Raw genomic sequence first — 12,176 nt, forward strand, 5'->3', positions numbered from 1 at the left:
CATCAACAGTAGTTTAACAGTTATTTATTTAGTAAACAATAATTCCCTGTATTTAGCCAGAGGCCAAAGTTCATCATCTACTAATAATTCTAATTTATCACAGTGATATCTTATTTCTTCAAAGTAAGGTTTCACATCATCACAGTAAGCAAAGGCTCTTTTCTCTGCGTCATCTTCAAGCTTGTTGGCAACTTTTCTCGCCTCTATCATCGCATTCACATTAGAATTGATACTGGCAATATGTGCTGAAATACTTTCGATGATCTCCAGTTGCTCTTTGGAGTGTCTTGTATATTCATTACCATAGATCTCTTTTAGACCTCGCACATTCTTTATAAGAATATTCTGGTAACGAATCGCTGTAGGAATTATGTGATTTCTGGCGATATCTCCAAGGATACGACCTTCAATCTGGATTCTCATAGCATATTCTTCAAGTTCTATCTCATGGCGAGCTTCGATCTCCACCTTGTTCATCACCTTAAGATCTTCATAAAGCTTGAAAGCCTTTTTGCTAACCTGAGCCTTAAGAGCTTGTGGAGTAGTTCTGTTATTGCTTAAACCACGCTTTTTAGCTTCTTTTTCCCAGGCTTCACCGTAACCGTCCCCTTCAAAACGGATCTTTTTGGATTTTTTAATGTATTCTCTAAGAACATTGAAGATGGCATCATCCTTCTTCATTTTTTTATCCTTGATCAACTTATCTACCTCAACTTTAAATTCTTTCAACTGCTTTGCAACGATACTGTTTAAGACAGTCATCGCGTTTGCGCAATTGGCAAGAGAACCTACCGCACGAAATTCAAATTTGTTTCCTGTAAAAGCAAAAGAAGAAGTACGGTTTCTATCTGTGTTATCTCTAAGAATTTCCGGGATTTTACCCACTACATTCAATTTGAGATCTGTTTTTTCCTGAGGTGACAGCTTACCATCGGTTACTTTCTCAAGTTCATCCAGTACTTTAGTTAACTGTGAACCAATGAAAACCGAAATAATTGCCGGCGGAGCTTCATTCGCTCCTAAACGATGATCGTTAGATGCACTGGCGATACAAGCCCTCAATAATTCTTCGTTGTCATAAACCGCTTTAATGGTATTAATAAAGAAGGTAAGAAACTGCAGGTTTTTCATTGGAGTTGAACCCGGGGAAAGCAAATTTGTACCCGTATCTGTTGCTAAAGACCAGTTGTTATGTTTACCACTTCCGTTAATTCCTGCAAATGGCTTTTCGTGCATCAACACACTTAAATTGTGTCTTTCACCAACTTTCTTCATCACATCCATAATTAAGGAATTGTGATCTACCGCAAGGTTTGCCTCTTCAAAAATAGGTGCCAGTTCGAACTGATTTGGAGCCACCTCATTATGGCGTGTCTTTACCGGAATCCCTAATTTCATACATTCGATCTCAAGATCCATCATAAAAGCAATTGCTCTTGAAGGAATAGACCCAAAATAATGATCATCTAATTGCTGTCCTTTCGCAGGAGAATGCCCAAGAAGAGTTCTACCTGTAAGAGTAATATCAGGTCTTGAAGCTACAAGCGCAGAGTCTATAAGAAAATATTCCTGTTCCCATCCCAGGGTAGCATTCACTTTCTTTACATTTTTATCAAAATATTTTGCAACATTCGTGGCTGCATTATCAACAGCCTGAAGCGCTCTAAGCAATGGCGTTTTATTATCCAGTGCTTCTCCTGTATATGATACAAATATCGTAGGAATACAAAGTGTAGTCCCCCAGATAAATGCAGGAGAAGTTGGGTCCCATGCAGTATAACCACGAGCTTCAAAAGTATTTCTAATACCCCCGCTTGGGAAACTTGATGCATCAGGTTCCTGCTGTACTAATTGCCCACCTCCAAATTTTTCGATTGCAAGACCTTCTGTTAAAGGCTCAAAGAAAGAATCATGCTTTTCTGCAGTAGTACCAGTAAGTGGTTGAAACCAGTGAGTATAATGAGTAACTCCCTTGGAGATGGCCCATTCTTTCATTCCGGTAGAAATATGGTCTGCTACATTACGGTCAATTTTCTTTCCCGTACGCATGGCTTCCGTCACATTATCATAAGCCTCTTTGGTGAGAAACTGTCTCATTACAGTTTCATTAAATACATTCATTGAGAAGATCTCAGATCTTCTTGCAGGCTCATTAATCTTGACAGGCTTCCTGTTTAAGGTTTCTTTTAAAGCTTGAAATCGTAAAGTTGACATATATTATGGATTAAATTTTTAAAATTTAAGCCACAAATGTAAATAAATTTATCGTTAACATATAAAAAATAGGGGTGCTATAAGAAATAAATAACATTTTCTCAAAAATAACCCCTGATTTTTATGAGTTATAAAAATCATCCCTCAAAAAATCTTCAAATTCAAGAATCACATAAAATACTGACAACTAATTTTCTGAAATTATTAAAAAGAAGATACTGATTGATATATACTAATGCATTTATCCAGGTATCATTCTGGATTTAAATACCAAACTGTTGCTTAAATAAAGTAGAATTTTCAGGAAAATTTTAATCGTTATCTGAAGAATTATGGAAGAATTTCTACAAATCGCTTGTATGCAACGCTATCGGTAATAATATAAAGGTTTCTGATTTTAAAAAACCAATGTAGCTGCAAACCACAAATTCTAAAGATCAGTTTCAGAAAAATATCGGTAGATTCAGTTTAAGCGCTTTAATATTATAGAATAGTAAGAATAATAAAAACCGAATATCCTAAAATAAGTGCAAAACCTTCTTTTCTACCCATTTCTGAAAATTTCGGAATCAGAAGCATTGGTAATAAAACAAATGCGATTCCCAACATCCAGAACATATCATTAGAAAGGATTTCTGAAGACTGAATTGCTATAGGTTTAATAATAGCTGTTAATCCAAGTACAGAGGCAATATTAAAAATATTAGAGCCTATTAAGTTACCTAATGAGATCGCTTTCTCCTTTTTTATCGCTGCAATAAGGGAAGCTGCAAGTTCAGGGACACTGGTTCCAACAGCGATTATGGTAACTGATACCACTCGCTCACTAATCCCAAGCTGGGTAGCAAGATCAACAGCTCCTTTTACCAAAAGTTCAGAACCACCCCAGAGCGCGAAAATTCCAATTAAAAGCCAGATCGTCATTTTGAAGCCTCGTACATGACGTAGGGATTCATCCACCTCTTCCGCTACAACCTTATCTTTTCTTCGGGAACGTTTAATAAGGATAAAAAGATAGGCAGCAAGACCAAGTAATAAAGCGCCACCCTCAATTCTTGACAATTCATTGTTACTTAAAAGAAAAAAGTACAGAATAATAGAAAAGACCATCATTACGGGCCAGTTTATCCTGTAGAAATCCCTGTCTACCATTAGAGGAGATACCATCGCTGTCAAGCCCAGTACCAAACCAATATTTGCAATGTTAGATCCTATTACATTTCCAAGGGAGATATCTGAAAAACCATCGATCGCGGCCTGCAGACTTACCAGTAGCTCTGGAGCAGAGGTCGCAAAAGACACAACTGTTAACCCGATTACCATTCTGGAAATATTCAATTTCAAAGAAAGTGCTACTGAAGATCTTACCAGAAACTCCCCACCTATCACCAGCAAAACAAAGCCAATTAGCAGATATACGATGCTCATAATTCCATTTTTGGCGAAGATAGCAGAAATGCCTCAGAAATGAACCTAATTAAAAAACAACTACTTTTATAGTTTTTAAACTAGATTTTTCGTTATATTTGATGACGGAGGAAAACCACCTCAGAATTTCAAACTTGAAGTCAGCTATAAAAAATGATCAAAGTCCTGACCTGGAGTCTCAAAGGCTGCAGAAAAATGCTCAGGAGAACTGTACTTTAATAAGAGTGATTAATTAGGAAATATAAATAGCAAATCATCATTCAATGGAGAAACTAACAAATAAAGAAGAAGAGATCATGAGGGTTCTCTGGAATCTTGAAAAGGCTTTTGTGAAAGAAGTTTTACCGGAGCTGAAAGACCAGAAATTACATTACAATACTGTTTCTACCATTATCAGGAACCTGGAAGAAAAAGGCTATGTATCTCATAAAGCCTACGGAAAAACACATCAGTACTTCCCGGTGGTAACCAAAGAAAATTACAGAAAGCAATTCATGAATATGGCTACCAAACGTTTTTTTGATAATTCTTTTAAGAACGTGGTTTCTTATTTCGCAAAAGAAGAAAAAATTAGTGCTGAAGAATTGCGTGAGATCCTGGACATTATAGAAAATGAGAAGAAATAATGGAAAGTTTTTTAATATATCTATTTAAAGCCTCTGCCCTTCTCGGTATCTTTTTCCTGTGCTATTTGCTCCTGCTTCAAAAGGAAACCTCTTTTCAATTGAACAGAAAATATCTTCTGGCCGGTTTGACCATCTCTTTTATCCTGCCAGCCATCTATTTTACCAGGAAAGTCTACATTCAGGCAAATACAGCGTCTTATGATTTTTTAGCCGAAGCTACAGAGATTTCATACACTCCTATCCAAAATTCTACGGACTGGTGGCAGATCACAGGTATTATATATATAGTAATTACCGGGTTCTTTATTCTAAGACTTGGCCTGCAGCTTCGTGCAGTTTTAAAAATAATTTTAACGCATTCTTTTTATAAAAATTCAGGATTAAGGTATCTGGAAAACTCAGAAAATCAACTGCCATTCTCATTTTTCAATTACATAATATTTAATCCAGAAAAGCACTCTGTAAAAGAATTAGAGTTGATTCTAGAACATGAAAAAGTACACGCCCGGCAGTTACATTCAGTAGACGTCCTCATCGTAAATCTTTTATGCTGCATTCTATGGTTTAATCCATTCGCCTGGCTTTATAAAAAGTTGGTTGAGCAAAACCTTGAATTTATAGCAGATCGCGAAACTGTAGATAATAAAGCTGAAATTAAAGAATACCAGCGTGCCCTGGTAAAAGTTTCAACAGCCGATCTAAAGCCGGCACTTACTAATCATTTTTATCAATCATTTATCAAAAAACGAATTCTTATGTTAAACAAAAAATCATCAACACAAAGTCCTGCATGGAAAGTAAGCTTTGTAATGCCCTTATTGCTTGCTTTTATGCTATTGTTCAATGTAAATACCGAAGCACAGGTAGTTACAGAACAGGGGAACCAGGCAAATTCTGAAAAAACGGAAAAATCAGAAGCTCCTGAAGAAATGGAGATTGAAGAAGAAATTGAAATTAATGAAAAAGCAGAAGCTCCTGAAACTGAAATTGAAATTCATGAAAGTCCAGAAATAACCTGGACTACTGCAACGAGGAATCGCGGCAACGGTTTTTCTGATCTCGGGAATGACCCGCTTTATATTCTTAATGGCGAAAAATTCAAAGCTTCAAAATTGAAGAATAAGTATATAGGCCTGAATTCAGGAATTGAAATTCTAGTTGGTGATGAGGCGGTGAACCAATATGGAGAAGATGCTAAAAACGGTGTAATCATCATCCCGGATGCTGAAGTTATCAGAAATTTCAATAGGGAAATGAAAGATCTTAAGCAGCAGGGAAAATTCAATGGGAAATATATTATGGTTGGAAATTTAGGCAAGCCCAATTTCATGAATATAAATTCCAGTAAGAGCAAAACAGATCACATAATAGCTTATACTTCTGGAAGTGGCTATTCTACCAACATAGCATACGATGATAATGTAAGGGTTCGCAAAACCAGAAAAGCACCAAATTCAGACAATATATATGTGATTAGGAAGACTGGAACTGGTTCACGTTCCAATAACGATACTCACTATGAGTTTAGAACGAAAGATTCCAGTTCAATAGAATTTCAATCAGCCGGAGATATGCCTGTTATTAATTCCCCCAATTCAAAAGTTAGAATTATTTCTCAGGATGGCAAACCTCTTTATATGGTGGATGATGAAATTCAAAACAAGGAATTCGTTGACCTGATTGATCCTGAAGAAATTGCATCTATCATGGTTTTAAAAGGAGATAATGCTATTAAAGAGTACGGTGAAAAAGGAAAAAATGGAATTATTAAAATACGAACTAAGAAGTATCACGGAGAGAATAATGATTCCACTTTCTTAATAAGAAAGTCTTTTAATGATGATCAAATTAAAGCTCTAAAAAGCGAGGTGGAGAATAAGACCGGGTATACGCTAAATCTTATGAATATAGAACGAAATAAGGAGGGACTTATCACCAATATCCAAGTGAAGTTTCATAAACAAGATCGCATGGTACAGTCAAATTACAGCGATATAAACGGAGTTCCGGATATTCTATTTGGTCTTAAAGAAGGAGGCGGATTATTAATTTCTGCTTCAAAATAAATATAGAGCTTAATCTCTTAAAAAACCTGTCTTTATTTATAATGGCAGGTTTTTTTATTCTTTGTTTATCTTTGATATAAACCAACTAAAATGAAAAAGCAGATCTTTAAAGCCATAGCAAGGCTTAATAAAAAAATATTACCAAGCTATTCTAAAAAAGGACTTGATCTCCAAAAAGCAAGTAAGTTACAAATGGCCCTTATAGGCTGGAAGTTATGGGTTACAAAAAATTCCCTCGACTAGGAGTATTTAATAAGGGAGGAAACATAATAGTTTTCAAGTTTATCAATTCCTTTCAGAAACTCTAATTCAACCAGAAAGTTACATTGAACAATTTCTCCGCCACACTTTTCAATTAATTTACAGGTAGCAGCCGCTGTTCCTCCAGTAGCAAGCACATCATCATGCAGTAAAACTTTCTCTCCCTTTTTAATCGCATCTTCATGTATCTCTAAAGAGTCACTTCCATATTCCAGATCATAATTTTCTTTATGAGTTTTGTGCGGAAGTTTCCCCGGCTTACGAACGGGTATAAAACCAGCCTTCAATTTTTCGGCTAGTAATGTAGCAAAGAAAAAGCCACGAGATTCTATCCCAACCACTTTATCAATTTTTCCATGAGGCAGCTTATCCATAAACAATTTTACTGCCAGCCCCATGGCTTCAGGATCTAATAAAAGTGGGGTAATATCTTTATAACTAACTCCTTTTTTTGGGAAATCTGGAATTTCCCGAACATAAGATTTTAATTCCATCAACGATTTTTAAACACTCACCGCATTATTTAAGTAATTTCTGAAAGGTAGCATTTCCATATAGATATCAATGAGTTTCTCCTGAAAATCATCTTTCAAAATTTCCTTCTGGGTAAGCGAATGCATTACCGCGAAGCTCTTATTTCTTAAAAGCTCTATATGTTCATGATCTTTAGAAAATCCTTTAGGCGAAGTTTTTAATTTTTCAGCATCCATCAAGCCTCCAAAAGTCTCTTTAAACGAAGTTTTGTTCAGTATCTTTTTAAATTCTTCTCCATTATAATCTATCGCAGCTCTAATATTATCAAGCCTGTCCTTCTTTGGTTTGTAAATCCCACCTGCTACGAAACTTTCCTTTATTCCAATGTGAATATAAAAATCTCCTTTTCCTTTTTCTTTGTCCAGACCAGCTCCAAAGTGATCTTTATAAACAGGTTTGTTTGGATGAAATAATAGATTATTGTTAATTCTATTAATTGCCTGTTTTCCAGTAGTAGGCGCATAGTTGGAATCAATTTTTGCAAGTTTAATATCCAATTGATTTAACCAGGCTATATAAAAATCTCTTACCTCATAATACTCCTTCCTGTGTTCATCCATCCATTCCTTATTGTTGTTCTTATTAAGTTCACGAAGGAAATTAAATAACGTCTTGAAGTCCATTTTTTATTTTAAAGATATTAAACTGAATAGAAGAAAAGACTATCATGTCTTTTATTTCTCGCAACAATAAAAGGAAGCAAAAAACCTGTTGATTATCAACTAATTGAATTCAAATTAAAAAGGATAGCGTTAATATTTTTTTCTGCTTTCAAGTATATTTAGGATATAAAATCAGCCAAAATGAAATACAAAAGACTGGGTGATCATATGGAGATCCCTAAAATAAATGGTTCGCCGTTAAGAGAAAAAGAGAAAATTAAATTCAATTATTACCTATCAAGTAGGATGAACGGTAAACTGGTAGATGTAGACATCACTTCCAAATTATTTGACGGCAACAAGATGTATATAAGGAAATCATGTTATCGTATACCGTTGGGAGATGTTGAAAATTGTGTAAAGGAAAATACCATAGAGCATATGTTAAGTCTCGGACTAAAAGAAACTAACATTCCAGACTCTCTAAAGGGTATTCATATTAAAGATCGCAAACCTAAGTTTTCTAATAAAAGTGCTTTTAGTGATTAGCTTTTTTGGATTAAACGTTAGAACCCTGCCAGAAACGGCAGGGTTTCTTTTTTGCAAATTGGTTAAACCTCTTTTTAGTTAAATCATCTATATTTCTAATTATCAATCACTTAAATAATCGAATTTAGATAATAAAATTGGCCTCAATGGTATGACAGCTGAAAAGGAAATATTACTTTTGCAAAAATTTAACACAACACCAAAAAACATGAAACGATTATTACTGCTATTCACACTGGCAATTTTTAACATTGTTCCCACCCTGGCTCAGGTTACTACTGCTGAGATTAGTGGAGATGTCTTCTATGAAGGAGATACTCCTCTACCCGGAGCAAATGTTACGGCTGTACACACACCAACAGGAACGACCTATGGAGCGGTCACTAATTTTGACGGAGGCTTCAACCTTTTAAACCTTAGAGTTGGTGGACCTTATAAAATCTCTGTAAGCTACGTTGGCTTCAAAACTTCTGTAATTGAAGGAGTAGAGTTGAATCTTGGTCAAACCTACAATGTAACCATTGAAATGATTTCTGATGCAACACAGCTTGATGCTGTAGTGATCACCGGAACCAAAAACCAGATTATTAATAGCGATCGTACCGGAGCTGAAACGAATATTGGTAGAAAAGAATTAAAAACCTTACCTACGATCTCCAGATCAGCTTCAGATTTTTACCGTTTAGAGCCAACAGCTTCCAGCAATGGATCTTTTGGAGGTAGAAACGACCAGTTTAACAATTTTAGTCTTGACGGTTCTATTTTCAATAATCCTTTTGGACTCGATGCTGCGACTCCAGGAGGCCAAACAAATGCACAACCTGTTTCTTTAGATGCAATAGACCAGATCCAGGTTTCTACTGCTCCTTATGATGTAACCCAGGCTGGTTTTACAGGTGCTTCTGTAAATGCTGTTACCAAGAGTGGTACCAATGAAATTGAAGGAACTGTGTATGGTTTCTATCGTAATGAGGATATGACCGGAGACAAAGTTGGCGGTGACGATATTATTGTTCCAGATCTTAAACAGGCTCAGTATGGAGTTAGTATCGGAGCTCCGATTATAAAGGATAAATTATTTGTTTTCGCGAATTTTGAAAAAGATGACAGGGAAGATCTTGGATCTAATTTTGTTGCCAGCAGACCTGGATTAACAGGATCTAACGTTTCCCGAGTATCGGCCGAAGATCTTGATTATGTATCCAATCAGTTATCTTCTTTAGGTTATGAAACCGGTGCTTATGAAGGTTATACCCATGAGACTGGCTCTACAAAGGGAATTTTGAAATTGGACTGGAACATCAACCAGAAGCATCGTTTGGCTTTTATTTACAACTTCCTGGATGCTTCAAGAGACCTTCCAGCAAATCCTGAAGCTATAGGTCGAAGAGGACCAGACCTTACCACCCTTCAGTTTAGAAATTCAGGGTATACCATTAACAATAAAATTGATTCATGGTTAGTAGAGCTTAACTCTAACTTCGGAAATAATATTTCTAATAAATTCCAGGCTGGTTATACATTTTTTGACGATAGCCGTGATCCTTTTTCTGCTCCTGCACCGCCTATCAATATTCAGAAAAATGGTGTAAGATATATTGTTGCAGGTCATGAACCTTTTTCTATAAATAACAGACTTGAACAGCACGTGTACCAGATCACTAACAACTTAAATCTTGTTGCTGGTAATCACACATTCACTTTTGGAGGTAGTTTTGAAAGATTTGATTTCGACAACTCCTTTAACCTTGGAGCTTATGATTATGCTGGAAACGCAGATCAGGGAACAGGCCCTATTAGCACCTTCTTTGATGCATTTACCAGCGTTAGAATAGATCCTAATAATCCAGGTTCTTCTTTTGAAGATGCAATTAATAATGGAACTATTGCTGCAGCGCTTAACAGTGCTCAAAATACATTCGACTCTAGAAATGCAAATGATAGCTGGGCGTTAGCTGAAACAAATGTTGGTCAGCTGGCCTTTTATGCCCAGGATAGATGGAAAATCAATGATGATTTCACTTTTACTTATGGACTTCGAGTGGATAAACCACTTTATTTTGATACTGAAGAAAAGATCCAGGAAAATATAGATCGTCTTGCAGGTGGAACGTTTCCTGATGGAGATTACCAGCCAGGAATTACTTACTTCGATGAAAATGGCGACGAGGTAAAACTTAACAGTCTTGATTTACCTTCTAACGATCTTTTGTGGTCTCCAAGACTTGGTTTCAACTGGGATGTTATGGGTAATAATAAATTACAACTACGTGGTGGAACAGGGATCTTTACCGGTAGACTACCATTTGTATGGATTGGTAACCAGGTTGCCAACCCTGCATTCTATTTCTACCAGACCACAGCGCCAGATTTTCAATTCCCGCAAGTTTGGAGAAACAGCTTAGGTGCCGATTATAGATTTGAAAACGGACTAGTTGCCACAACCGACCTTATCTACACAAAAGACATCAACGCTCAAATGGTTAGAAACTATGGTCTTTCTACACCTTCAGGAACTTTAAATGGAGTAGACAGTCGTCCTGTTTATCTTGATAGTGACAGAGCTGTAAATGAATTTGGTGGAATTACAAATGCTTACGTATTTACCAATACAGATGTTGGATATTCTTTTAACTGGTCTGTAAAGCTGGCAAAAAGTTTTGAAAAAGATTTCTACGCAAGTATTGCTTACAACTACTTAAAATCTGAAGATGCAAGTTCTCTGGATGCAGAGATCTCTAGTGATGCCTACGATAGAAATCCAGCACTGGGAAATGTGAACAGAGCAGTAAGCACTCCTTCAAGATATGGTGATAAGCATAGAATTGTTGGACAATTGAATAAAGAATTCAACTACGGAAAAGACAATCGTTGGAGAACTTCTATTGGAGCATTTTATGAGTATGCACAGGGAGGTAGATTCTCTTATACGTATTCAGGAGATATCAATAATGACGGGTCTGTATTGAATGATCTTATTTATATTCCTACACAAAACGAACTTCAGCAGTATACCTTCACAGGGACGCTTGCAGAACAGGAATCTCAGAGACAGGCTTTTGAGCAGTTTATTCAGCAGGACGAATACTTAAATGACAATCGTGGCGATTATGCCGAAAAATACGGAATTCTTAGCCCATGGAGAGGACGCTGGGATGTAAAAGTTCTTCAGGATTATAACTTCCAGGTAGGCGAAAAGACAAATACAATTCAGTTAAGTCTTGATATCCTTAATTTCGGAAACCTGTTAAATTCAGATTGGGGAGTTATTGAAATTCCTGTAAACGATCAGCCAATTGGTGTTAGTGTTGGAGAGGATAATACTCCCGTTTACACATTTGGAAATCAAAACAGAACCTTTGCCAATGACTTCAGTCTTCAATCAAGATGGCAGGCACAGGTTGGATTGCGTTATATTTTCTAGTTTAACAATCCACTAAAAAATTTGAAAGCAGCTTCAGAAATGAGGCTGCTTTTTTTTATTCTATAGGTATTGATTTTTTTCGAAAATAAATTGTCCTAATTTTAAAATCTCATTTGTCATAAAATAAAACAACATGCAGGAATTTCTATTATTGTTAAAAGGAGACGGAATGAACCATCTTTCACCAGATGAACTCCAGAAGACCATGGATCATTGCACCAATTGGATCAATGAAATGGGCGAGCAATACCTTGGTGGTCAAAGACTGGAAGACAAAGGAGCGTTTCTTGGCTCCAAGAATGCTGAAGTAATCACCGACGGACCATTTCTGGAAGCCAAAGAAATTATAGCCGGTTACTTTAAAGTACATGCTAAAGATCAGGAAGAAGCAATTAAACTAGCCAGAAAATCACCCTTTCTTGATCTTTACACTATTGAAGTAAGACCTATCGCTTCTCCAAAAATGTAAAAT

The 12,176-nt window shown here is 36.2% G+C and carries 10 protein-coding genes; 6 read left to right on the plus strand and 4 right to left on the minus strand.

Features of this window, described 5'->3' with window-relative positions; all coding sequences use genetic code 11:
• Positions 1 to 24: 24 nt before the first annotated feature.
• On the minus strand, positions 25 to 2,214 hold the full coding sequence (locus BLT95_RS06685; RefSeq protein ID WP_089665339.1) for a glutamine synthetase III: 2,190 nt from the start codon (positions 2,212 to 2,214) through the stop codon (positions 25 to 27).
• Positions 2,215 to 2,697: 483 nt separating this feature from the next.
• On the minus strand, positions 2,698 to 3,642 hold the full coding sequence (locus tag BLT95_RS06690) for a calcium/sodium antiporter (protein ID WP_089665340.1): 945 nt from the start codon (positions 3,640 to 3,642) through the stop codon (positions 2,698 to 2,700).
• Positions 3,643 to 3,905: 263 nt separating this feature from the next.
• Between BLT95_RS06690 and BLT95_RS06695 the strand changes: the two genes are divergently transcribed.
• The 3 genes from BLT95_RS06695 to BLT95_RS06705 all read left to right on the plus strand — a co-directional run bounded on the left by BLT95_RS06695 (position 3,906) and on the right by BLT95_RS06705 (position 6,577).
• Positions 3,906 to 4,268, plus strand: coding sequence for a BlaI/MecI/CopY family transcriptional regulator (locus BLT95_RS06695; protein WP_089665341.1), 363 nt, complete (start codon positions 3,906 to 3,908; stop codon positions 4,266 to 4,268).
• Positions 4,268 to 6,334, plus strand: coding sequence for a M56 family metallopeptidase (locus BLT95_RS06700; protein WP_089665342.1), 2,067 nt, complete (start codon positions 4,268 to 4,270; stop codon positions 6,332 to 6,334). The genes BLT95_RS06695 and BLT95_RS06700 overlap by 1 nt, the downstream gene beginning before the upstream one ends.
• Before the next feature lie 90 nt (positions 6,335 to 6,424).
• Positions 6,425 to 6,577: an SsrA-binding protein gene (locus tag BLT95_RS06705; protein ID WP_089665343.1), complete on the plus strand. Its 153-nt coding sequence runs from the start codon at positions 6,425 to 6,427 to the stop codon at positions 6,575 to 6,577.
• Here BLT95_RS06705 and BLT95_RS06710 read toward each other — a convergent pair.
• Together BLT95_RS06710 and BLT95_RS06715 are read right to left on the minus strand one after the other, a co-directional pair.
• On the minus strand, positions 6,574 to 7,089 hold the full coding sequence (locus BLT95_RS06710) for an adenine phosphoribosyltransferase (protein ID WP_089665344.1): 516 nt from the start codon (positions 7,087 to 7,089) through the stop codon (positions 6,574 to 6,576). The genes BLT95_RS06705 and BLT95_RS06710 overlap by 4 nt on opposite strands.
• Positions 7,090 to 7,098: 9 nt before the next feature.
• On the minus strand, positions 7,099 to 7,752 hold the full coding sequence (locus BLT95_RS06715; protein WP_089665345.1) for a DUF2461 domain-containing protein: 654 nt from the start codon (positions 7,750 to 7,752) through the stop codon (positions 7,099 to 7,101).
• 180 nt (positions 7,753 to 7,932) lie between these two features.
• On the opposite strand from BLT95_RS06715, the gene BLT95_RS06720 reads away from it, so the two are divergent.
• The 3 genes from BLT95_RS06720 (at position 7,933) to BLT95_RS06730 (ending at position 12,173) form a co-directional block, all read left to right on the plus strand.
• On the plus strand, positions 7,933 to 8,280 hold the full coding sequence (locus BLT95_RS06720; RefSeq protein WP_089665346.1) for a hypothetical protein: 348 nt from the start codon (positions 7,933 to 7,935) through the stop codon (positions 8,278 to 8,280).
• Positions 8,281 to 8,488: 208 nt separating this feature from the next.
• A complete protein-coding gene (locus tag BLT95_RS06725; protein WP_089665347.1) occupies positions 8,489 to 11,704 on the plus strand; it encodes a carboxypeptidase regulatory-like domain-containing protein in 3,216 nt (1,071 codons plus the stop codon).
• 133 nt (positions 11,705 to 11,837) lie between these two features.
• The gene (locus BLT95_RS06730) at positions 11,838 to 12,173 is read left to right on the plus strand and encodes a YciI family protein (RefSeq protein ID WP_089665348.1); all 336 of its coding nucleotides are present in this window, start codon (positions 11,838 to 11,840) and stop codon (positions 12,171 to 12,173) included.
• Positions 12,174 to 12,176: the final 3 nt, after the last annotated feature.

It is taken from the genome of Gramella sp. MAR_2010_147, from assembly GCF_900105135.1.
GTDB lineage: Bacteria > Bacteroidota > Bacteroidia > Flavobacteriales > Flavobacteriaceae > Christiangramia.

Coding starts and splice junctions, on each gene's coding strand:
- BLT95_RS06710 (WP_089665344.1), bottom strand. CDS start 7,089: ATGGAATTAAAATCTTATGTTCGGGAAATTCCAGATTTCCCAAAAAAA.
- BLT95_RS06730 (WP_089665348.1), top strand. CDS start 11,838: ATGCAGGAATTTCTATTATTGTTAAAAGGAGACGGAATGAACCATCTT.
- BLT95_RS06685 (WP_089665339.1), bottom strand. CDS start 2,214: ATGTCAACTTTACGATTTCAAGCTTTAAAAGAAACCTTAAACAGGAAG.
- BLT95_RS06715 (WP_089665345.1), bottom strand. CDS start 7,752: ATGGACTTCAAGACGTTATTTAATTTCCTTCGTGAACTTAATAAGAAC.
- BLT95_RS06700 (WP_089665342.1), top strand. CDS start 4,268: ATGGAAAGTTTTTTAATATATCTATTTAAAGCCTCTGCCCTTCTCGGT.
- BLT95_RS06720 (WP_089665346.1), top strand. CDS start 7,933: ATGAAATACAAAAGACTGGGTGATCATATGGAGATCCCTAAAATAAAT.
- BLT95_RS06725 (WP_089665347.1), top strand. CDS start 8,489: ATGAAACGATTATTACTGCTATTCACACTGGCAATTTTTAACATTGTT.
- BLT95_RS06690 (WP_089665340.1), bottom strand. CDS start 3,642: ATGAGCATCGTATATCTGCTAATTGGCTTTGTTTTGCTGGTGATAGGT.
- BLT95_RS06695 (WP_089665341.1), top strand. CDS start 3,906: ATGGAGAAACTAACAAATAAAGAAGAAGAGATCATGAGGGTTCTCTGG.
- BLT95_RS06705 (WP_089665343.1), top strand. CDS start 6,425: ATGAAAAAGCAGATCTTTAAAGCCATAGCAAGGCTTAATAAAAAAATA.